This is a genomic window from Actinomyces glycerinitolerans, assembly GCF_900098745.1.
Classification (GTDB): Bacteria; Actinomycetota; Actinomycetes; order Actinomycetales; family Actinomycetaceae; genus Actinomyces; species Actinomyces glycerinitolerans.
Map to the genome: position 1 here is coordinate 64,790 of NZ_FQTT01000002.1, position 22,760 is coordinate 87,549.

Below are 22,760 nucleotides of genomic sequence, written 5' to 3' on the forward strand. Positions count from 1 at the left end.
AGAGCAGAAAAGATAACGAGGAGCGAATATGCGAATCGGAGACATTGCACAGGATGTGTCTCGCATCGGCCTGGGAACCTGGGCCATCGGGGGCGGCCCCGCATTCGGCGGAGTCGATACCGAGCAGCAGGGCATTGCCACGATCCAAGCCGCACCTAGCCTGGGAGTCAACCTGGTGGACACTGCGCCCGGTTACAACTTCGGACGCAGTGAGGAAATCGTCGGCGAGGCAATCGCCGGCCACCGGGATGAGTACGTGCTCATCACCAAGTGCGGGCTTGTGTGGGATGCCCCGGGAGCATTCTTCAACCGGGTAGGAGACACTGTCCTCAATCGGTCTCTGGAACCTGATTCGATCCTACGAGAGATCGACCGGAGCCTGGAGCGACTGGATACGGACCACATCGACATCTACATGGCCCACTGGCCTGCGATCCCGCCCTACAACACGCCGATCGCCGACACGGTCGCTTGCCTGATGGACCTTAAGGCTTCCGGTCGCATCCGTGCCATCGGCGCTGCAAATGTGAACGCCGAGCAGGTGCTCGAGTATCTGCGGTACGGGCAGCTCGACATCGTACAGATGCGATATTCGATCCTGGATCGGGCGGTGGAGCAGGAGCTCATGCCCACGTGCATTGCGAATGGCGTGACGGTCCAGGCCTACTCCCCGCTGGAGATGGGCATCCTTGCCGGCGCTGTCCCACGCGGCTACCAGCCGGAACCCGGCACGGCCCGATACGGGAAGAAGTGGTTCGAGCAGGCTCGGTTGGAGCAGGCCCTGGACATGGTGGAGGCCTGGGAGCCGCTACGGAATAAGTACAACTGCGGCACGGCCGACCTTGCCATAGCCTGGATCCTGGCGCAGAACCCGCACATCACAGTCCTGTCCGGCTCAACCAAGCCTGAGGAACTCGCGCAGAATGTGCGCGCCCTGTCGGTTGAGCTGACGGACGAAGACGCCACCTGGATGCGCGAGTACGCCGAGCAGCTCGGGTGAGGTTCCGCGACATCAAGCCCTACGAGGCTCCCGCCTCGCTCGATGAGTTGCAGGGCCCGTACAACGGTACTACTGACCTTCCGCATGCCGTGCGCTGGCGGGCCGATCGGCTCGGCGTAGATGTGGGTGTGGTTGGCCGGCGGCGCATGGCCTACCAGGCGTTGCTCGCCGAGGGAGCCGCTGACGAGCAACGCCGGTTCATGAACCGGGATCGGCTTATCGAGACGTGGTCGATCCTGAACATGGATGCGCGTATGCGCGATTTGTGGGAGGGACGGTTTTCCGAGCTGCCAGCGTCCGTGTGAGCGGCACGCAGGAGGAACAGCGCCGCATCACGCGCCTGGCCCTGGAGGCTGCTGGCGAAGAAAGCGGCTTCACCCTGGCCGGGTCGGGTGCGATCCGTGAGCACGGCTTGATCGACCGGCACACGGAGGATGTGGATCTGTTCACCGTAGAGACTCGTCATCGACAGGATGCGTTCGCCCAGTTCTCCGTCATTAGTCGCAGGGGCTCTGCACCGACGTCGACCTGGGCGTCGACTGGCGCGCTCACCCGCCCGCGCGCTTGCAAGTCGGCCCCGTTTTAGCTGTCGAGGATGCGGTCGGTAACAAGATTGGTGCCCTGTTCTTGCGGGCTGAGACCCGTGACTACCTCGACGTTGACGCGATCCGGCGCTCTGGCCAGTACAGCGACGATGAACTGTTGGAGCTGGCCCGGGAGAAGGCGTGGCCACCGCTATCCGCGCGCGAGCCCGACGTGAGCGCACGCACGCCAGATTGCACGCCCGGATCGAGCAGGGCTGAGGCGGCGAGGGAGACGCCACGGCGTCTAGGGGGTGGCGCGCCGGCTATCTCGACAATTCGCCCCGAAATCAATCATCTAGGCGATGTCGTAGTTGAAACGGTAGCGGGCAGCAGTTATATGTTGACGCCCCACATAGATGAGCTGCCCAGCGTCATCGAGCATCTCCCGGTAGAAGAAGAACAGCGGGTCCCCGACCAGGACCTGCAACAATTCCGCCTGGGCGGCGGTGGCCGCTAGCGCGTCTATGTAGGAGTTGCGCGATCCACCGATCCGTACGCCGTTTTCGGCCAGGACCTCGAACAGCGAGCCCTCGAGCGGTGCTTCCAGCAGGAAGGGCAGACGCTCGTATGGGTAATAGTTGTCCTCAATCATGATCGGAACGCCGTCGGCATAGTGCAACCGTTGAATGTTCAGCACCTGCACCTCTGTGAGCTCTGGTGGCGGAGTGAAGGCTGAGGGCGTTTCCTCCAGCAAGGTCCGGGCCAATACCTTGGCAGAAGGCGTCATTCCGCTGGCCCGGCAGGACTCGGAGAAGCTGGAGATGTGCTCGATCTTCTTGGCGATTTTGCTTTGGCTGACGAAAGTTCCCTTGCCCTGACGCTTGACGAGCAGCCCGTGCTCACACAGTTCCTCGATGGCGTGTCTGATAGTGATCCGACTGACCCCATACATGGTGGCGAGTTCCAGCTCGGTGGGGATACGGCCACCGGGCTGGAATTCGCCGGAGTCTATGGCCGTCCGCAGGGACTGCATGACCTGAGCGAACAGCGGCCTAGTGCTCTGTCTGTTCAACGAAACAGACCGTTCCGGCGTCATCACGTCCTCCTCATGCGGCCAGGGTCTTGAGGCTATACCACCGCACAAATACCGGCCGGTCTGCTCCGATTCCGCTCCAGGCACATACGTAGCCGTTACCGGCTACCGCTCACCCCCGGCCGAACAGGCCACGACGGCGCACCTGGCCGCGCTGCTGGTCCGGGGCCGGGGCGGGCCGGTCGGGGCGGTCCAGGAGGCCCTCGCTCAGCGCCTGCCCCACCGTCGGCCACACCGGCATGCGGGCGGCCAGCGTCATCTGCAGGGCGTGGTAGATGTCCGGGTGGCCCTCCCAGGTGCGGGTCGACAGCTCGTTGGCCTGATTCAGCTCGTGGGTCCACACACCCGGAGCCTCGATGAGGAACTCCTCGGCGTAGTCGATCCAGGAGCGGTAGCAGTGCTCGTAGTGCTCGACATCGATCTCACCGCGACCGTCGTCCAGCAGCGCCTGCCGGATGGCGGCGGCGGCCGACACGCCCTCGCACACCACCCAGTGCATGCGCTCGTGCACGATCGGGTTGCCATCGAAGTCGGTGGTGTAGACGAAGCCGGGGCCGCCGTCGACCCGCCAGCCGTCGGTGCGAGCCCGGTCGAACAACTGCTCGGCGGCCTCCAGCATCCAGTCGGGCGTGGGCAGGGAGCGAGCCACCAGCGCCGCGCGGGCCTGCACGGTCAGGCGCGACCACTCCAGGCCGTGACCGGGGGTGACGCCGTAGGGGCGGAAGGGGTGGGCAGGGGCGTCGCGGTTGTAGTCCAGGAGCGGGTGCCACTTGGTGTCGTAGTGCTCGGGCAGGCGCCAGTCGTGGGCACGCGCCTGAACGTTGACGGCGAAGTCGATGATCTGCACGGCGCGGGTCAGCCAGGTGACGTCCCCGGTGACGTCGGCGGTGGCGAGGTAGGCCTCCACCGTGTGCATGGCGGCGTTGATGCCGCGGTAGTTCTCGGGGTCGGTGAAGTCAGCGGCGTAGGACTCGATGGGCAGCCCGTAGGTGTCATCCCACCAGTAGCGGTTCTGCACCTCCATGGCGTCCAACAGCAGCTCGTGTGCACCGGGCCGGTTGGCGGCCGTCGCGGTGGCGGCGGCCAGCAGCACGAAGGCGTGCTGGTAGCACTCCTTGCGGGCGTCGGCGTCGACCGGGATGCCGTGGCCGTCGTCGTCGAGCTCGTGGCGGACAGCGGAGTACCAGCCGCCATGCTCGTAGTCGCGCATGACCCTGCTCAGGGCGCGCACGCCGTGGTCGGCGTAGCGGCGGCAGCCGGGGATGCCCAACAGGGCGCCCAGGGAGAAGGCGAAGGTCATGCGGCCGGTAATCCACAGTTCGACGGGGTGGCTGGTGTCGACGACGCCGTCGGTGCCGATCCAGCCGAAGCCGGCGGGCACCTTGGCGGCCCGCGCATAGCGCAGCAGGGCGTGTGTCTCCTCGGCCAGCCAGCGGTTGTGCTCGGGGGCGCCGAACCATCCCAGTCCCATGAGTCCTCCTCGACCCGTACTCGCTTCCCGGCCTCACTCGCGCCGGGACACCCCGAACGTTAGCAGCCGGCGGCCGGAGTGTGCACCGGTCGGGCCGGTGCTCAGAGCACCTGAGAAACGGTCTCGAAGTCGTGGCGGCCGGCCCGCGGGTGGAATGCGTCGGCGTCACCGTGCCCCACGCAGACGACGGCGATGGTCTGCCAGGGGCGGTCGGCGTGGAATTCGGCGTCGATGCCGGGCAGGTCGGCGCCGGTCATGACGCCGACGTCGAGGCCCTCGGCGCGTAGGGCAAGCACGAGGTAGCCGAGCTGAATCAGGGCAGAGTCGCGGGCGAGTCCCTGGCGCATCTCCAGGGAGCCGGCCAGGCGCTCGAGCATCTGCTCGGACGCGCCGAGCTCGCGCATGGACTGGTCCAGGGCAAGGTCGGCGGAGACGATCAGCACCAGCGGCGCACCGAGGACCGGCTCCTGGTTGATCCCGGCCATCAGTGGGGCGAGCCGCTGGCGGGCCTCCGGGGAGGCGAGCAGGTCCAGGCGCATGGGCTGGGAGTTGAGGGCGGTGGGCGCCCAGCGCGCGTTGTCGTAGGCGCGGCGCACCTGCTCGATCGGGGGCGGCTCCTCGCGGAAGGAACGGGCCGTATGGGCGTCGGTGAAGAGGACTGCAAGAGCGTCGTCGGAGACGGCGGTGTCGTGACTGCTCATACAGGCGGCAACTGACCTGGTGCGGGGATTATTCCGCGGATGTTGATTACGGGGAAGCTCGGCTGCCCCAACGACGGCACCCGACTGCCCGGCCGAGCCTCGAGGCTTGCAGGCTTCACCTGACGTCTCATGGTTGTTTGGTTGGTTGGGTGTTGAGGGTTTGGATTTCAGCGACGGGGATGGTGGTGGTTGTGGATGTGGTGTGGGTGTCCATCGAGCCCGAAGCGCCGTCGGTGGCGGTGTAGGTGATCGCGTAGGACACTTTGATGTCTACCGGGGTGACGCTGTCCTTGAAGTGCGCGCTGGACCGGTTGAAGATGATCTTGCAGTCGGTGCCCTTGGCGTCGTTCTCTTCAGTCCAGGGGATGCCGAAGCCGGTGCACTTGGCGGTGCCGTCTTTGGGCTGGAGCGTCAACCACTTCGCGGTCGCCGTGATCGTGGCGGTCGTCGACCCCGCGGTGGCGGTCACGGTCACTTCCCTGGGGGTGTCGCCGGTGGCCCACACCCAGGTATCCATACCCACAATCGTGGCCCCCACATCCCCAACCATCGGGTTATACGAGATCGTCGCCGTAGGGATGGTCACCGCATCCCACGCCGCCTGAGCCAACGTGGCCCCGTCTATCTCAGGCTCCGGGGCAGCCTGCCCGGAAGGCACCCACACCGGCGGATGAGAAGCCACGTAGTCCTGAATCACGTCGTAGAAGTCGCGCGGGTCGTCGTCGGCCATGTACTCCGAGCCGCAGGTTGCCACATACCAGTAGCCCTCCTCGTCGTCCGCATAGGACTCATAATCGGGGTAACGAGCCTTCTGCTCCTCCAGCCCTTCCGGGTCGGGATTGTTATTGTTGCGGTGGTACATGTCGGATGCTGCGCCGTCTGGTGAATCAAGCCACTTAGCTGTCTCGGCACCCGACAGACCCCGCGTGTACCAGCAAACCGGATGCACCGTGGCGGTCACCGACTGCGACCACACCGAAGCCCCACCACCAGAACCGGAACCGGCCGAGCCGTCCGGAGCCGCCGACGTCGACTCCGCCCTGACCGTCAGCGTCACCGAACCATCCCCACCAGCCGACACCAAACCAGAGTATCCGGAAGGCGAACTTGCATTGTCGTTTCCAAGAAACTCAGCCTCGGCGGGCCCGGAGAGGCCGTATGCACTGACTACAGAAAAAAGCAAGGCAATGACCGCAATGGAACGAGGTACATGTTTCACAGCTTACACCACGCATTCGTGATTTGAGAGTCTGTTCTCGTCGGAGGCCTTCCATATTCCATTTTCGTAGATCATGGTGATAAGTACGTCGTACCGCCCCTGGAGGGTTTCCGGGTTGCTTACGTCGTTGCCATCGGCGTCATAGGCGACCAGATCTGAATGGTCACTGCACACTCTAATCTCCGCCTGCGTACCAGCCAAGTCGGGGGTGGTTACCGCAACGGACGTGACCGCAACGCGCAACCCGCCGCCGATGCTGTCGGTCCCGTTAGACGCGCTAGCGTCATAGTTTTGCTTGAGTATCTGGTATGCCTCTGCGGTCATGAGTGGTTCGGCGTTTTCTACGCCGGTGCCGGTGAACCAGATGTTCCAGGTGACCTGGTCGTAGTTGATGAAGGCCTTGAGCACCTCGGTCTGCTGCGCATCCAGGCCCTCGGGTATGGAGGTGACTTCGTAGCGGTCGGTGGACAGCGACTCCGCAGTCACCACACCAGCAGCCTCCGCAGAAGCAGCAGCCGACGCAGACGCCTCAGCAGCGGCAGCCGACTCGGACGCCTCCGCCGACGCGGCAGCCTCCGGATCGTAGGTAGGGATACCCAGGGGGTTGTCGTCCGACTCAGACGAACACGCCACCAGAGGCGCACACGCCAGAAGCAGCGCCGCCGCTCCCGCGGCGGTGCGGCGTAGCCCGGCTGAACCAGTCGGGAGACTCGGGAAACGAGCCATGAGCAACTCCTCGGGGTAAGAGCCCGTTATCAGGACGTCATACAGTCTCACACGACCCCAGGTCACACGCAAGCAACAGCAACTTCCAGGACTGCCGGACATACAAGAAGCGGCACCAACGTCAACCACACGTGACAGCCGCACCCAACGCCCTCGCCCCGTAGTCGTCCACCAGCGCCCGCCTTCCGCTGAGGCAACCCCGGCACTGGTGGACGACCACCAACCGGACTTCTTGTGACGGGGGCGTTACGTTTAGGGTAAGTTGACTCCATCGTTACCGGGGCGTCCCGCCCCTCCCGAACCGCCACCCCTCCGAGAACCGAGATCGCGATGCCCACCACTTATTACTACGAGGATGACTCTACTGATAACGACGGCGACAGCACTCTCATGGTGAACAACCCCAAGCTGGAGGCGATCCAGGACGTTAAGGAGCAGGCAACCCGGTCGCAAAGCGGCCTGGCCGAGTGGACTCCACCCCCAACAACCCAAGGTGGAGTCCAGATAACCGGGTACCTGGGAATACCACAGTCACTGGGCCTGTCCGACGACGTGTGGACCTCACCGTTGGCCGACGACTACCGCACCGCCATCGACTCGGCCCAGACTGGCGCGGAGGAAGCGATTTCACAGATTGTCAACGACCTCACAGATGCGGAGAACGCCATCTATAACGCCGGACAAGATCAGGTTCCCGCCGACTCCGAACAGGCCAGATGGCCCAACACCTGACCCCGTTCCCAACCCGCCCCGAAACCCCCGGAGACTAGAAGCGAAGCCATGGCCTACATCAAGATCGACACCGATGCCATGCAAACCGTAATCAACAACATCAACGACTACGCAAACGCCGCAGACGGCGCTCGCCGCGCAATACGTCGTAGCAGCGAGTACCACTACGATCCGGTGGAGTCGGTTGTCACCGACACCGAACCGCTCCCCGACCTGCTCAATCCCGCACCCGGGAACACCACTATATCGGCAAACGTCGCCAGACTGCGCGAAGTGGCATACCAGTTGCGATCCCGCCGTCAGGAAGCCATCGACATCAACGAGTCGGGTATCACCATGACCAACCCCGACGGCACCCTGTCCTACTACCTACCCGACCCACCCCCAGGCACCACCGACGAAGCCGCCTACTGGCGCAACATGGACACCGCCGACAACGTCCACGCCTACAACACCGGCGCGGCAGAAGCGGCTAAGGCCGACGCCGCTGCACTTGACCAAGCTCTCGGCAGCTTGGACGGAACCGCCAAGGATGGCCGTACGGTCGAGCAGATCCTCAACGAGGCGGCCAAACACCGTGATATCCCCGCCTACGGGGCGTCCTTCACCGATCAGTACACCGCTGAAGAGTATCTGCAACTCGTCTATGCGCTGGACGGCCACTACCAGATTAGCTATGACGGAGATGATGGTGGCGAACAGTTCAGCAAGTCGGTGGAGACTCTTTCTCACATACTCGCCGCCGCCAGCCAGGATCAGGTCGGCGGAGCCGACCTCGCCGCAGGTTTCACCGACGCAGTGAACCCGGATATCAGCCAGCGGCAGCTCGAATCTCCGATGACGGCGCTCAACGCACTGTTGTCGGTACCGGATACCGCATACGGCACAGGGTTCCTTGGCGCGCTCGCTGAAAATCTTGAGGATATCGATCCCACCTCGGTTCCCGCCTCCGGACCTCCGCCGTTCGCGAACGGCGAGTTCTATACCGCGGACCCGTTGGCCGGCGTGTTGACAGCGATGGGCTCTAACTCCGAGGCCGCCCTGAAATATCTCACGAGCGACGGCACTAACGACGCCGATATCGAGAAGCGCTGGGAGATGCTCAGGCAGCGCGACTGGGACTACCACGGTGGTGCCGGGCTGGACGGGCTGAGTGCGGCCACGGCCGCTGCCTCCGCTTATCGGGGTGCCGACGGCGACCCCAACGCGCCGGCCGATGCCGCTGCGCGCGCCACGTGGATGACCGCGCAGGCTATCCCCTTCTTCGTCGATCATGTCGAGGAAGTCGATTTCACCGCCACCATGAAGCAGAACCTCGCGGTTTTGCTCGGCAACAGCCCCGAGGAGCTTGCCGCCCTGGCCGACTCTTCATCTTTGGAAAGCGACGATGCATATGGCTTGTCTGGCCTGGTTACCGATGCGGAATTCGAGACCTTGTTGTACCGCGTCATTGATGACGAGAATGCCGCCGGCACTCTGGCCGCCGCAATGGGGCAGTACCACCACAACCAGATCGACTCGAAGATGCCCGCGGCCTCAAACCCTGAAGAGACATTACTTGGGGAATACCAGAACGCGGCCACAACCATGGGTTACCTTGATGGCATTGCCGAGTTGCGTGCGGGTGATGACAGTGCCGCACAGGCCGACGCCAAGTCAAATATGGGCACGGCCGTCAGCGTGTTCTCCACCGCGCTCGGCACCGGAGTAAGCGCTGTAACGGGCGGTACCGGTATGGCGGTGGCTGGCCCGCTGCTGTACAGCAGCGGATCCACCATCGCCAAACCCGTCATCATTGACCAGCTAACCGAAGACTGGAACACCCCCGACACCATCAACGTCGCCGATATAAAAACCGTGTTGCGAGCCCAGGCCTATGTTGATGCCGCACAGTACGGCCTGCTCAGCGACGCCGCCATGGAGGCCGCCGCCACCGGCAACAACGGCAGCCCATTCTCCTTCTACACCGAGATCGACGGGCAACCCACCATCACCGCCCCCAACCCCATAACCCCAGAAACCGCCCACGAGTACATCACCTGGCAACGGCAAGTCAACGATCCCACCATGAACAGCATCGACAACGAGATGAACAGCACCAGCTTAGGTCATGACGAAGGCTTGCAAGCCGAGATTATCAAATGAGCCTATCGGTTTTTTTTCTGGATGCAGCATATTTGCAGTGCGACGTCACGTTGCGACGCGATATGCGTACACGGGCACACCTGTGCCTAGTCACCCTCGTACCACTCCTGGCATTTGCCGACTGTACGTTTCTTCGACCATATCTGAAACCGTATTCGGGATTGGTACGGACAGCCGGTCACCACCACCGCATCGAACTGTGGGGAGGTCATCTACTATGCGATTCTTTACCCGCATAGCCATCTCGCGCCGGCGTCGGCCAGCAGGTCTACTGTTGGTGTTGCTGGTGGTTTGTGTGCCTTTGGTTGGTTGCTCACTGGGACCGGACCAGAGCAGCCTGGACATCCCCGGGTTCAGCCCGAGCGCCACAAGCATCAGCGACCAGACCAATGCTCAGGCCGCCCTCGAGTATTTGGCTCCCGATGGTGAGATCAGCGACGGGAAGTGGATGCCTGGGGAACAGACCCGGCAGCGGTGGGAGGAGCTCACCGACCGTGGCTGGGGCTCTACTGCCATGGAGGAGTTGACGGCGGCCATGGCCGCGGCGTCGACGATGCGTGGCAGCCAGGATGAGGAGACCTTAGCCGCGGCGACGTGGGTTACCGCAAGGTCGATCGAGTTCGCCGTCGACCAGGTACCCCCCAAGAACTACACCGATGCGATGAAGCAGAACCTCGCTGCACTACTGGGCAACAGCCCCGGCGAGGTCGTCGCCCTAGCGGGTGGTGAGTCTCTGGAGAGTTCGGACCTGTATGGTCTGTCTGGCCTGGTTACCGACGCGCAGTTCGAAACCGCCCTGTACCGCGTCATTGACGATGAGCACGCCGCAGACACTCTGGTCACCGCGATGCTCAGCTACCACCACAACCAAATCGACGAAAAAATTCCCACGGCCGCCGACCCCGAAACAACCCTGCTCGGGCTGTATCAGTCCGCCGCGCAGACCATGGGCTACCTCGACGGCATTGCCGAAATACGCACAGGTAATAACCGTCAAGACACCATCGATCTCGTCGATATCAGGACCGTGTTGCGGGCTCAGGGGTATGTTGATGCTGCACAGTATGGCCTGCTGAGCGAGGAGACGCTGGATGCGGCCGCCACCGGCAACAACGGAGGGCCATTCTCCTTCTACGACGAGGTTGACGGGCAACCGACCATCACCGCCCCCGACCCCATGACACCCGATGCCGCCCACGAGTACATCACCTGGCAACGGCAAGTCAACGATCCCACCATGGACCGCATTGACAACGAGATGGTCAACACTAAAGCAGGGTATGACCAGGGCCAGGCTGCGGAGGTTGTTAAATGAGTCTGCCCGCCTCCAATCTCCTAGGTGTGCGGGTCTCGCGGTCCTTCGGCGCGTCTCGCAATATTTGGTCCTGGGCATTCTTGAGCGCGATCGTTTCCGCAGTGTTTCCGGCACTCACAACTGCTTCACGCCGATATGGGGAATTATCCAGCAGGCGGTCCCAGGCCCGCGCTGTCCTCTCGCGCCGGCGCCACCTGACCGCATCCTTGTTGGTGTTGCTGGTGGTTTGCGCGCCTTTGGTGGCGTGCGCGCATTATTTCGGAAGCGAACTGGACATTCCTGGTTTTGATCCAGGCACCGCAAGCAGCGACCAGACCAACGCTCAGGCCGCCCTCAAGTATTTGGCTCCCGATGGTGAGATCAGCAACGGGCGATGGGTGCCAGGGAAGGAGACTACTGAGCGATGGAACGAGCTTGCCGACCGCGACTGGGGCCCTGTTGGATTGGATGAGCTCACGGCCGCCATGGCCGCAGTCTCGACCATGCGCGACAGCCAGGATGAGGAGACCTCCGTCGCGGCGACGTGGGTCACCGCCAGGTCGATCGAGTTCGCCGTCGACCAAGTATCCCTCAAGAACTACACCAGCACCATGAAGCAGAACCTCGCCGTCCTGCTCGCCAACTGCCCTGACGAAATCGCAGGTCTGGCTGACGGCGGATCTTTGGAAGACAGTAGCGTATATGGCCTGGTTACCGACGCGCAGTTCGAAACCGTCCTGTACCGCGTCATTGACGATGAGCACGCCGCAGACACTCTGGTCACCGCGATGCTCAGCTACCACCACAACCAAATCGACGAAAAAATTCCCACGGCCGCCGACCCCGAAACAACCCTGCTTGGGCTGTATCAATCCGCCGCACAGACCATGGGCTACCTCGACGGCATTACCGAACTACACACGAACAACAACAGCACCTCCGACACCATCAACGCCGCCGACATAAAGAGGGTGCTGACAGCTCAGGCCTACGTTGACGCCGCACAGTACGGTCTGCTGAGCGAGGAGACGCTGGAGGCGGCTGCTACCGGCAACAACGGACAGCCCTTCTCCTTCTACACCGAGGTCGACGGGCAACCCACCATCACCGCCCCCAACCCCATGACACCACACGCCGCCCAGGAATACATGACCTGGTATGGGGACGTAAACGACTCAACCATGAACTCCCTCGATACCACAATCGATACAGCCAGCAGCAACAGCGGCTACGAAGAGGGCAAGGCCGCCAAGGTGATCAAATGAACCCGCCCGTTTTTCCTTCCCCCACACATGTAGACCCCACAGCCCGCCGTCTGATCGCCGAGTTCGTGTGCGCATGCATGCCTGAGCGTGTTTGTGACTATGACGCTTCCGATGCTCGCATAAGCGCATCGCTATCCCCTCATCTACGCCCGAATCTATACCTTCCTCCGACTTGGGGCTGACGCCCAGCTCGCTGCCATATCGAACCGCAAGGAGCCATCAAAAAATGCGACCCACAATTCGCGAGACTGCCCTGCGCCGGCGCCACCTGACCGCATCCTTGTTGGTGTTGTTGCTGGTTTGCGCTCCTTTGGTGGGTTGCTCACTGGGGGCTGACCAGAGCGGCCTGGACATCCCCGGGTTCAACCCCGGGGCCACGGGTAGCAGCGACCAGGCCAATGCCCAGGCCGCTTTGGAGTATCTCAGCCCTGATGGTGAGATCAGCGATGGGCGGTGGGTGCCCGGGGAGATGACCACCGAGCGGTGGGAGGCGCTCACCGACCGCGACTGGGGCCCTGCCGGATTAGAGGAGCTCACGGCCGCCATGGCCACGGTGTCGACCATGCGCACCGACCAAGACGAGCAAACCGCCGCAAAGGCCACGTGGACGGTCGCCAGGTCGATCGAGTTCGCCGTCGACCAGGTACCCATCAAGGACTACACCGATGCGATGAAGCAGAACCTCGCCATCCTGCTCGCCAACTGCCCTGACGAAATTGCAGGTCTGGCCAGCGGCGGATCTCTGGAAGGCAGTAGCGTATACGGTCTGTCTGGCCTGGTTACCGACGCGCAGTTCGAAACCGCCCTGTACCGCATCATTGACGATGAGCACGCCGCAGACACTCTGGTCACCGCGATGCTCAGCTACCACCACGACCAAATCGACGCGGAAATGCCCACGGCCACGAGCCCCGAGGCCACCCTGCTCGGACTGTATCAGTCCGCCGCGCAGACCATGGGCTACCTCGATGGCATTGCCGAGCTACGCGCGGACGAGGCTGCATCCGACACCATCAATACCGACGATATGAACCGCGTGTTGCGGGCTCAGGGGTACGTTGATGCCGCTAAGTATGGTCTTCTCAATGAGGCCACCATTGAGGCGGCTGTCACCGGTAACAACGGCGGCCCGTTCTCCTTCTACGACGAGGTTGACGGGCAACCGACCATCACCGCCCCCAACCCCATGACACCCGATGCCGCCCACGAGTACATACGTTGGGACCAACTGGTTGAAGACGCCACCATGGACGATCTCGATGTCGAGATCAACACGGGCCACAGCCTCGGTTACACGAGTGGTCATGCTGCGGAGGTTGTCAGATGACTGTGTTCGATGCTTCTGTAGTGGGCGTGTCGGTCTCACAGCTCGTTGGCTTGTTGTTGTCTGGTGATATGTGGGTTTGGGTGTGCCTAGGCGTATTTGCTGGCGTGGGGCTTCTGGTGCTTTTCGTGTGTGATTGGTTGTGTGTTCGTCCTACGTGCCGTCGGCTTGACCGATTTGCGTCCGCTACTATTGCGAGTAGGTAAAGGAGACTGTCGAATATGCGATCGCCAACAAGAATGTCTCGTCCCCGTCGGAGCAGGCCGGTTGTTGGTCTGCTGGCGCTGCTGCTGGTTGGTGCGTCTCTGGTGGCGTGTTCGTCTGAGTCGGATGACAACCCCTTGGGTATTCCTACATATGATCCGGAGGCTGCGGCGTCTGCGGAGGCGGCAGAGTCCGCTGCCGCTACTGAGGCGTCTGCGTCGGCTGCGGCTTCGGCGGAGGCTGCGGGTGTGGTGACGGCGGAGTCGCTGTCCACCGACCGCTACGAAGTCACCTCCATACCCGAGGACCTGGATGAGCAGCAGACCGAGGTGCTCAAGGCCTTCGTCAACTACGACCAGGTCACCTGGAACATCTGGTTCACCGGCACCGGCGTCGAAAACGCCGAACCCCTCATGACCACAGAGGAGTTTCAGGTACTAAAGGAAGGCTACGAACAGTTAGGGGACGAGCGTACGGACGGAGTAGTCCGCGTTTCGGTAAATCAGGTGTTTGCACTCGACGCACGTAAGGCTCAGGTATTGATCTGCGGTGACCACTCGGACCTCGTAGCGTACGACGCTGACGGTAACGACGTCAGTGACCCAGAAACACTCCAAGGCCGCTATGAGGTGCTTATAACCATGATCTACGACGATGGGGTCTGGAAAGAATCGGATGAAACAACGCTATCGACCAACGAATGCGTGGCGTGAACAATGAAACGCAAAAACCGAGTGGCGGTAACAGCCATAGTCGCCCTTTCTGTATTTGCCTCTGCTGTGATCGCGCCGAACGCATGGGCGCAAAGGCTTCGAGACACGCCCACTGGTTCTGGTTTGTCGTCTGGTTCGGTCGTGCAGGGTGGGGATGGTTCGGTGACGATGACGGTCACAGCGACGTCCACATCTGCTGCGGCGGATGGGTCGGCTGGTTCTGGTGGTGGTGCTTCGGCGTGGTCGCAGTCGGTGACCGCCACGGTGCATCCGGTGTGCTGGTATGAGCGGGATCGGACGGGTGCGGAGGTCGCGCAGTGGATTGACTCCAGGCAGGCGGAGGAGAAGTATTCGGTGCACGGCAACTGGGGTGGTATCCGGTCGTATATCGAGTCTGAGTATCCCGATTACGACTCCTATGCGGACGATGAGGAGGGTTACTGGTATAGGCCGTGGTGCGATTGGAAGTACTACAACGGTGACGATCCGATGGAGTACCAGAAGCTGTTCGGGCAGTTCACCTCGAATGGTCCTGTGTATGTTCCTGCCGGCGAGTCTGCTCCCGCCCCGGAGGTGGATGGGGCGACGTTGGCTCAGGCGGCGTGGGATGCGGTGACCATCCCTACGGCGACGATCTCGTATAACCCGATGGTTGGGGATGTGGGGGCCACGATTGTGGGTATGGATACCTGGGTGTGGGCCACCGGCGACACCCCCAAAGAAGTAGAAGTGACGGCTACGGCTGGGTCGACCACCGCCACAATCACCCCCACCGCCTCCATGCTGACCCTCCAGCCCAAGGACGGCACCGCCAAGTGCACCGGCTTCGGCATCCCCTGGACTGAAGAGAACGACGCCAAGGGCACCGACTGCAAGATCGTGTTCAACCGGTCCAGTGCGCACTTCAAGGACGGTGTGACTCCGGTAGACATCAAAGTGTCCTACGCGATCACCTACACCGCCACCGACGGCGCTTCGGGCTCGATGGACACCCACACCACCAGCACAACCACCACCATCCCGGTGGCGGAGATCCAGACGATTATCGTCCAGCCCACCGATGAACCATGAAACAGCGCACTATCAGTTTTCGACTGGCGGCGGCCGTGTTGGTACTGCTGATGACGTGTGCACCGCTGGAGGCCTGCTCGCTTGGTTCACGCGGGGACGCCTTCGATATCCCCGGCTTCGACATGCGCGTGAGGGACAGTGAGGCCAACGCCCAGGCCGCCCTCGAGTATTTGGCTCCCGATGGTGAGATCAGCGACGGGTGGTGGGTGCCGGGGGAACGGACTCGGGAGCGGTGGGAGACGCTTGCCGGCAGCTGGGACTCCAGCACCCTGGAGGAGCTGACAGCGGCAATGGCCGCGGCGTCGACCATGCGCGGCAGCCCGGATGAGGAGACCGCCGCGGCGGCGACCTGGGTCACCGCAAGGTCGATCGAGTTCGCCGTCGACCAGGTACCCCCCAAGAACTACACCGACACCATGAAGCAGAACCTCGCTGCACTACTGGGCAACAGCCCTGACGAGGTCGTCGCCCTAGCGGGTGGTGAGTCTCTGGAGAGTTCGGACCTGTATGGTCTGTCTGGCCTGGTCACCGACGCGCAGTTCGAAACCGCCCTGTACCGCGTCATCGATAACGAGAACGCCGCCGACACACTGGTCACCGTCATGCTCAGCTACCACCACAACCAAATCGACGAAAAAATTCCCACGGCCGCCGACCCCGAAACAACCCTGCTCGGGCTGTATCAATCCGCCGCACAGACCATGGGCTACCTCGACGGCATTACCGAACTACACACGAACAACAACAGCACCTCCGACACCATCAACGCCGCCGACATGAATACGGTGCTGACAGCTCAGGCCTACGTTGACGCCGCACAGTACGGTCTGCTGAGCGAGGAGACGCTGGAGGCCGCCGCGACCGGTAACAACGGCGGGCCATTCTCCTTCTACACCGAAGTCGACGGGCAACCCACCATCACCGCTCCCAACCCCATAACACCAGAAACCGCCCATAGTTACATAAACTGGAGAACACTAGTCAACGATTCTGTCATGATAAGCATCGACAGCGACATCAACACGGGCCACAGCCTAGGATATGCGAACGGCCAGGCGGCGGAGGTTATCAAATGATAGGGGCACGCAATAGGGGCGTAGACCTGATGAGGAGCTTTCTTATGATGCGATCCAGAGCCAGCACGCCCCGCCCCAGGCGCAGTCTGTCGGCCGCCCTGCTGACGCTATTACTGGCATGCGCACCCTTGGTGGCGTGCGCGCAGTATTTCGAAAGTGAACTGGACATTCCCGATTTTGATCCAGGAACCGCAAGCGGCGACCAAACCAACGCCCGGGCCGCTTTGGACTACCTCAGCCCCGACGGGCAGGTCGACGCTGGCCAGTGGGCTCCCGGACAGCAGACCCAAGAAAGGTGGAAGACACTCGAAGAAGGCCACTGGAACTCCAGCGGCCTGGAAGAACTCATCGCTGCCATGGCCGCCGTCTCGACCCTACGCACCGACAAAGACGACGAAACATCAGCAGCCGCCACCTGGATTGCCGCCGAATCAATTGAGTTCACCGCCAACCAGGTGCCCCTCAAGGACTTCACCTCAACCATGAAGCAGAATCTCGCCGTCCTGCTCGGCAACAGCCCCGATGAGCTCGCCGGCCTGGCGAACGGCGGATCCTTAGAAGTCAATAACGTCTATGGCCTGTCTGGGATGGTCACCGACGCGCAGTTCGAGACCACCCTGTACCGCGTCATTGATAACGAGAACGCCGCTGAAACCCTGACCTCCGCCATGCTCCAGTACCACCAAAACCGAATCGACTCAAAGATGACTACGGCCGCCGACCCCGAAACAACCCTGCTTGGGCAGTATCAGTCCGCCGCGCAGACCATGGGCTATCTCGATGGCATGGCCGAGCTACGCATGGACAACAGTACTTCAGACACCATCAACGCTGCCGACGTCGACACCGTGCTGCGCGCTCAGGCCTATGTTGATGCCGCACAGTACGGCCTGCTCAGCGACGCCGCCATGGAGGCCGCCGCCACCGGCAACAACGGCCAGCCCTTCTCCTTCTACACCGAGATCGACGGAAATCCCACCATCACCGCCCCCGACCCCATGACCCCCCAAGCAGCCCAGGAGTACATGGACTGGGACGGACTAGCCGCCGACCCCACCATGAACAGCCTTCACGTCAGTATCGAAGCAGGCTATAACCTCGGCTACGGCGAGGGGCAGGCGGCCAAAGTTATCACATGAACCGCCCCGCCCTTGCCTGCTCGGCGCCAACCCCACAGTCCAGCGGCCCCGCGTTGGAACCCTACGCGTGCGTTCCCCAGAACGGTCGCATCGAATTCCTGGGTAGTCTCCATCCCGCACAGGAGGGCCGAGCTGAGGGAGGCACGATGGGACGTGGCAGCAACCTGCCCCGGGTGGGCGGGTTCAACCGGGCCGTCGTACTGGAGGCGATCCGCCACTCCGCCGACGGACTCACCCGGGCACAGCTCGGGCGGATCACCGGTCTGGCGCCGCAGACGGTCTCCAATGTGACCCGTGAGTTGCTCAACCAGCAGCTGATCCGCGAGACCGGCAGCGTGCCCCCCGGTGGCAGGGGGCGACCCGGCGTCGCCCTCAGTCTCAACCCTTCCGGAGGACTCGCCGTCGGCATTCACATCGACCCGTCCGCCCTGGGCATCGCGGTAGTGGACCTGACCGGCGAGATCGTCGCCGAGAACTACGGCCCGCTGCCCTCGCCCCAGGATGCCACGGCGGCAATCGCGCATCTGCACCACGAGGTCGAACGCATGGTGCAAGAGGCCTCGGTTCCGCGCGGCAGGCTGCTGGGCATCGGCGTCGCCGCACCCGGACCGATAGACGACGACGCCGGCACCGTCAGTCCGCCCCTATTGCCGGGCTGGGGCACGGTACCGCTGCGCGACCTGCTGGCCCGACAGACGGGCCTGGACGTCGTCCTGGACAAGGACGTCACGGCGGTGGCCAAGGCGCACCTATGGACCGGCGAGTCGCCGGATCCGGCCGACTTTCTGGTGTTCTACCTCGGCGCCGGCGCCGCGATCTCCCCCGTGATCGCCGGGCAGGTGGTACGAGGGACAACCGGCAACGCGGGCGAAACCATGCACCTGCCCGGAGACCCGCTCTCAGCCTCGCCGCGCGGGCGCATCCTGGGCACCTCGCTGGGCGAGCGCGAGCTGGTGGCGCATGCGCGCGAGCTCGGCATGACGCTTCCGGGCGAGGTCGACTCGTGGAATCCCCATGAAATCGAGGAGGGCTTCACCGACCTGCTGGTCCGCGCCGGTCGGGGGGAGGCAACGGCGATCGAGGTGTTCGCCTCGGCGGGGCGTGTGCTGGGCGCTGCCGTACTGGCCGTGGCCGAACTGCTGGACATATCCGCAATCGTCATCACCGGCCCGCGCTGGGCCGCCATGCGGCCGCTGTGCGAACCCGAGTTGCAACACGCGATCGCCGATCACACGCTGCACGGGCAACCGCGTCCGCTGAACTTACACACCTCCTCGCTCGGCGAACGTGCCGGTACCGTGGGAGCGGCCTGTCTCGTGCTTGACCGCCTCTTCTCGCCGACTCCGGCAACGCTGCTCATCGGGAGTTGAGGGCCCGCGCTTGATCCCCAGGATGCGGTCGATGCCGAACAGGCGAGGTGGAGCCCGGGTCCGCCCACTGAGATCGGCCGCAACAGCGGCGCGCAAAACCATCACCGGCCTCGCATGGAGCATGCAGAAAACACCAAAAGCGGGCGATGGCCCCCAGGCACAGCGGCTACTCCCTGCGATGACTGTTTACGCGTTCCACCGACGGTTCGGCACTTCGCCCCAGCGCTTCGGCAGTTCTGGCGACGGTTCGGCACCCAGCAGTACGAACCGTCACCGCGGAGTACGAATCGTTGACCGGAAGGTACGAACCGTCGTCGTAAGTGCCGAAACGTCGTGCGCCCACTCCCGGCCACGGTCCACGCTCCGCCCACACACCCTTATATAACGACTAAGCAACGTCCTCCAGGACGACTTGACAGTATTTTATCCATTTGATGGAGTATTTAGTGATGGCGTCACTGTAGATGCCCCGCGCAAAGGAGCCCACCCATGCCCCACTCAACCCCCGCACCCCTAACCCACCCGAACCCGAGCCGCAGGAGCTTCCTCATCGGCGCCTCACTCGCCTCGGCGGCGGCCGCACTCACTGCATGCTCGGGCTCCTCGAGCAAGCGTTCAAGCAGCACCCTCAAGATCGCCTACCAGAAGACTTCGGCCTTCACCCAGCTCGAGGACCTACTGACCAAGGCCAAGGACGAGTTCGAGGCGGCTAACTCCGAGGTAACCATCGAGCTGGTGCCGATCGAGGCCGAACAGGACCAGTACTTCACCAAGCTGGCGCTGATGAACGGCTCGGACTCCACCGCCCCGGATGTCATGTACGAGGACTCCTTCCAGGTCCGCTCAGACGCCGCCGCCGGTTACCTCATGCCCATCGACGAGTACGTGGAGGCCTGGGAGGACTGGGATCAGTTCGTCGACTCCGCCAAGGAGGCCGGGCTCGGCGACGACGGCAAGCTGTATGGCGTCTCCATGGGCACCGACACCCGCGGCATCTACTTCAACAAGCAGATCTTCGCCCAAGCGGGACTGCCCGAGGACTGGCAGCCGACCACCTGGGATGAGATTCTCGACGCCGCCCGCACCATCAAGACGCAGGTCCCGGATGTCATCCCACTGAACATCTTCGTCGCCAAGGCCGGCGGCGAGATGACCTCCATGCAGGGCTTTGAGATGCTCCTGTCCGGCACCGACTCCGAACTCCTGTACAACACCGACACTCAGAAGTGGGTCACTGGCTCACAGGGCTTCATCGACTCACTGGCCTTCATGGACACGGTCTACGCCGAAGAACTCGGCCCCAGCCTGGACGTTGCGCTCGACTCCGCCATCGGCAACCGCGTCTCCACCGAGCTGCTCCCCCAAGGCAAACTGGCCATGGCGATCGACGGCTCCTGGATGCCCGGCGGCTGGATCTCCGGCGACAACCCCTGGCCGGAGTGGGAGGAGACGATGGGCTTCGCGATGATGCCCACGCAGAACGGCCAGGGCGATGGGTTCACGTCCATGTCCGGCGGCTGGACGTTGGCAGTCGGCTCCAAGTGCGCGATCCCCGAGGCCGCCTTCCAATTCATCTCGATCGCCCTGAACTACGAGAACACCCTGAAATACGACACGGAGAACGCTCAGGTCGCCGTACGCATGGACGTGGCCGAGTCCGAGGACTACCTCTCCTACAACCCCAGTTTCGAGTTCTTCTCGAGCTTGGTTCCGTACACGCACTTCCGCCCCACCACCCCCGACTACTCGCAGATCTCCGGGAACATTCAGATCGCCTGCGAGTCCGTGGTCACCGACGACGCCACCCCCGAGGAGGCAGCGGCCACCTACGACTCCGGCCTGGTCTCCATCGTCGGCGAGGACGGCACCGAGGCGGCCTCCTGATGAGCGCACCTGCTACAACGGGCACGACGGCGGCGGGTAGAGGCGCAACGTCGGCCCGACGCCGTCACTCCGGCAGGACCCTCCGGCGCACCGCCCCGCTGATTCCGGCCGTCGTCCTACTCGCCCTATTCCTGCTAGGCCCGATCATCTACTCCCTGTACGGGTCACTGACCGACCGGGCCATGAGTGGTTACAAGGCGGCCGCACCGTCCTTCGTGGGCCTGAACAATTACGTGACTCTCTTCTCCGACCCGGCCTTCCTGAAGTCGATCCTCCTGACGGCGGTCTTCGTCTTCGCCTCGGCTATCGTCGGCCAGAACGTACTGGGCATGGCGCTGGCCGTCCTCATGCGCCACTGCGCACGCCCGCTGGCCTCCCTAGTGGGCGGAATCGTCGTGGTGGCCTGGGCGCTGCCGGAGATCGTCGCGGCCTTCGCCTGCTACGCCTTCTTCGCCTCCGAAGGAACCCTCAACTCGATGCTCTCCTTCATCGGCCTGGAAGGCCCCAAGTGGCTGCTCACCTTCCCCATGCTGTCGGTCATACTCGCCAATGTCTGGCGCGGCACCGCCTTCTCGATGATGCAGTACAACGCCGCACTCGCCGAGGTGCCGCCCGAGGTCAAGGAGTCCGCCGCCATCGACGGCGCCTCCACCGCGCAGACCTTCTTCCGCATCACGCTGCCGATCATTCGCCGTTCCATCGCCACCAACCTCATGCTCACCACCCTGCAGACGCTGGGCGTGTTCACCCTCATCTGGGTGATGACCGGCGGTGGCCCGGGCACGAGCTCCTCCACCCTGCCGGTGCTCGCCTACCAGGAGGCGTTCAAATTCTCCCAGGTCGGCTACGGCACGGCGATCGCCACCGTCACGCTGCTGGTCGGGGCGCTCTTCTCCGTCGTCTACATGAAACTGCTCAAACCGGAGGTGGACTGACATGCCTGACATGCAGCAGTCACCCACAGCATCGCTCAGACTCTCCTCGCCGCGCGGGCACGGGCTCAAGATCGTTGCCTCGGTGATTATGGCGCTGATCGGGGTCTGCTTCCTGATCCCACTCGCATGGATCATCCTGTCCGCCTTCGACCCCGCGGCCACCGTGTCCATCTCCGTCCCCGAGACCTGGACCCTGTCCAACTTCACCGAGATCGCCAACGTCGACGAGACTCTGCGTCCGCTCTGGAACTCCCTGCTGATCTCCTTCGGCACCGCGGCGATCACCGTGGTGGTGGCCACGCTCGCGGCCTACCCGCTGTCACGCTTCCAGATGCGCTTCAACAAGGGCTTCATGTACACGATCCTGTTCGGCACCTGCCTGCCGATCACGGCCATGATGGTGCCCGTCTACTCCCTGTTCGTCAGCTTCCAGTTGCTCGACTCGGTTGCAGGCACCATTCTGTTCATGGCGGCCACCTCCCTGCCGATGGCCATCTGGATGATGAAGAACTTCATGGACTCCGTACCGATCTCCCTGGAGGAGGCCTCCTGGGTGGACGGCGCCTCCGCTATGACCGCCCTGTGGCGGATCGTGGTTCCACTGATGAAGCCCGGCATCGCCGTGGTGTTCATCTTCGTGTTCACCGGCGCCTGGGGCAACTTCTTCGTGCCCTTCGTGCTGCTGTTCTCCCCCGAGCATCAGCCCGCCGCGGTAGCCATCTACAACTTCTTCGGCACGCATGGATCGATCGCCTACGGCAAGCTGGCTGCCTTCTCCATCTTCTACTCCACCCCCGTGCTGCTGCTCTACCTGATCGTGCAGCGCCGCGTTGGCGGAGGCTTCGCCATGGCCGGCGCCGTCAAGGGCTGATCC

At 63.1% G+C, this 22,760-nt stretch carries 21 protein-coding genes; 16 read left to right on the top strand and 5 right to left on the bottom strand.

Translation table 11 applies throughout. The annotated features are described in order from the left end of the window. Window positions 1-28: 28 nt before the first annotated feature. Genes ACGLYG10_RS03395 through ACGLYG10_RS03405 form a run of 3 tightly spaced genes read left to right on the top strand, consistent with a single transcriptional unit; the run spans window position 29 to window position 1,586 of the window. Window positions 29-1,000 (top strand): aldo/keto reductase, encoded by a 972-nt coding sequence (locus tag ACGLYG10_RS03395; protein WP_073327923.1) that lies wholly within the window; start codon window positions 29-31, stop codon window positions 998-1,000. Then, entirely contained in the window at window positions 997-1,305 is a 309-nt protein-coding gene (locus ACGLYG10_RS03400; RefSeq protein ID WP_211482969.1) for a transcriptional regulator, read from the top strand. Before ACGLYG10_RS03395 ends, ACGLYG10_RS03400 begins: the two co-directional genes overlap by 4 nt. Next, window positions 1,302-1,586, top strand: a complete 285-nt coding sequence (locus tag ACGLYG10_RS03405) for a hypothetical protein (protein WP_073327926.1) — start codon at window positions 1,302-1,304, stop codon at window positions 1,584-1,586. Before ACGLYG10_RS03400 ends, ACGLYG10_RS03405 begins: the two co-directional genes overlap by 4 nt. Before the next feature lie 293 nt (window positions 1,587-1,879). Here the strand turns inward: ACGLYG10_RS03405 and ACGLYG10_RS03410 are convergent, their stop codons facing one another. From ACGLYG10_RS03410 to ACGLYG10_RS03430, 5 genes are all read right to left on the bottom strand, one after another. After that, window positions 1,880-2,557: a GntR family transcriptional regulator gene (locus ACGLYG10_RS03410; RefSeq protein ID WP_211482970.1), complete on the bottom strand. Its 678-nt coding sequence runs from the start codon at window positions 2,555-2,557 to the stop codon at window positions 1,880-1,882. Between the two features lie 172 nt (window positions 2,558-2,729). After that, entirely contained in the window at window positions 2,730-4,088 is a 1,359-nt protein-coding gene (locus ACGLYG10_RS03415; RefSeq protein ID WP_073327929.1) for an AGE family epimerase/isomerase, read from the bottom strand. Window positions 4,089-4,189: 101 nt separating this feature from the next. Then, complete coding sequence (locus ACGLYG10_RS03420; protein WP_073327930.1) at window positions 4,190-4,789, bottom strand: malonic semialdehyde reductase; 600 nt, start codon at window positions 4,787-4,789, stop codon at window positions 4,190-4,192. Window positions 4,790-4,916: 127 nt separating this feature from the next. After that, window positions 4,917-5,651, bottom strand: a complete 735-nt coding sequence (locus ACGLYG10_RS15525) for a hypothetical protein (RefSeq protein WP_244542553.1) — start codon at window positions 5,649-5,651, stop codon at window positions 4,917-4,919. Window positions 5,652-6,011: 360 nt separating this feature from the next. After that, entirely contained in the window at window positions 6,012-6,734 is a 723-nt protein-coding gene (locus tag ACGLYG10_RS03430; protein WP_139240783.1) for a hypothetical protein, read from the bottom strand. 330 nt (window positions 6,735-7,064) lie between these two features. Here ACGLYG10_RS03430 and ACGLYG10_RS03435 point away from each other — a divergent pair, with 330 nt between their 5' ends. The 13 genes from ACGLYG10_RS03435 (at window position 7,065) to ACGLYG10_RS03495 (ending at window position 22,757) form a co-directional block, all read left to right on the top strand. Further along, window positions 7,065-7,466 (top strand): hypothetical protein, encoded by a 402-nt coding sequence (locus ACGLYG10_RS03435; RefSeq protein WP_073327933.1) that lies wholly within the window; start codon window positions 7,065-7,067, stop codon window positions 7,464-7,466. A 48-nt stretch (window positions 7,467-7,514) separates the two neighbouring features. Further along, complete coding sequence (locus ACGLYG10_RS03440; RefSeq protein WP_073327935.1) at window positions 7,515-9,611, top strand: DUF6571 family protein; 2,097 nt, start codon at window positions 7,515-7,517, stop codon at window positions 9,609-9,611. 295 nt (window positions 9,612-9,906) lie between these two features. Continuing rightward, window positions 9,907-10,926, top strand: coding sequence for a DUF6571 family protein (locus ACGLYG10_RS03445; RefSeq protein ID WP_139240785.1), 1,020 nt, complete (start codon window positions 9,907-9,909; stop codon window positions 10,924-10,926). Next, window positions 10,923-12,170 carry a DUF6571 family protein gene (locus ACGLYG10_RS16900; protein WP_348520364.1) on the top strand — a complete coding sequence of 416 codons (1,248 nt, stop codon included), beginning with the start codon at window positions 10,923-10,925 and terminating at the stop codon, window positions 12,168-12,170. Before ACGLYG10_RS03445 ends, ACGLYG10_RS16900 begins: the two co-directional genes overlap by 4 nt. Before the next feature lie 226 nt (window positions 12,171-12,396). Then, window positions 12,397-13,497 (top strand): DUF6571 family protein, encoded by a 1,101-nt coding sequence (locus ACGLYG10_RS03455; protein ID WP_073327939.1) that lies wholly within the window; start codon window positions 12,397-12,399, stop codon window positions 13,495-13,497. 236 nt (window positions 13,498-13,733) lie between these two features. Continuing rightward, a complete protein-coding gene (locus ACGLYG10_RS03460) occupies window positions 13,734-14,411 on the top strand; it encodes a hypothetical protein (RefSeq protein WP_139240789.1) in 678 nt (225 codons plus the stop codon). Window positions 14,412-14,579: 168 nt separating this feature from the next. After that, window positions 14,580-15,482: a hypothetical protein gene (locus ACGLYG10_RS16515; protein WP_244542554.1), complete on the top strand. Its 903-nt coding sequence runs from the start codon at window positions 14,580-14,582 to the stop codon at window positions 15,480-15,482. After that, a complete protein-coding gene (locus tag ACGLYG10_RS03470) occupies window positions 15,479-16,558 on the top strand; it encodes a DUF6571 family protein (protein ID WP_073327944.1) in 1,080 nt (359 codons plus the stop codon). The genes ACGLYG10_RS16515 and ACGLYG10_RS03470 overlap by 4 nt, the downstream gene beginning before the upstream one ends. 44 nt (window positions 16,559-16,602) lie before the next feature. Further along, window positions 16,603-17,697, top strand: a complete 1,095-nt coding sequence (locus tag ACGLYG10_RS03475) for a DUF6571 family protein (protein ID WP_139240791.1) — start codon at window positions 16,603-16,605, stop codon at window positions 17,695-17,697. Window positions 17,698-17,843: 146 nt separating this feature from the next. Continuing rightward, entirely contained in the window at window positions 17,844-19,067 is a 1,224-nt protein-coding gene (locus ACGLYG10_RS03480) for an ROK family transcriptional regulator (RefSeq protein ID WP_073327947.1), read from the top strand. A 489-nt stretch (window positions 19,068-19,556) separates the two neighbouring features. After that, window positions 19,557-20,951: an extracellular solute-binding protein gene (locus ACGLYG10_RS03485; protein WP_073327948.1), complete on the top strand. Its 1,395-nt coding sequence runs from the start codon at window positions 19,557-19,559 to the stop codon at window positions 20,949-20,951. After that, window positions 20,951-21,886, top strand: a complete 936-nt coding sequence (locus ACGLYG10_RS03490) for a carbohydrate ABC transporter permease (protein WP_073327949.1) — start codon at window positions 20,951-20,953, stop codon at window positions 21,884-21,886. The genes ACGLYG10_RS03485 and ACGLYG10_RS03490 overlap by 1 nt, the downstream gene beginning before the upstream one ends. A 1-nt stretch (window position 21,887) precedes the next feature. Then, window positions 21,888-22,757 (top strand): carbohydrate ABC transporter permease, encoded by an 870-nt coding sequence (locus tag ACGLYG10_RS03495; protein ID WP_234416018.1) that lies wholly within the window; start codon window positions 21,888-21,890, stop codon window positions 22,755-22,757. Window positions 22,758-22,760: the final 3 nt, after the last annotated feature.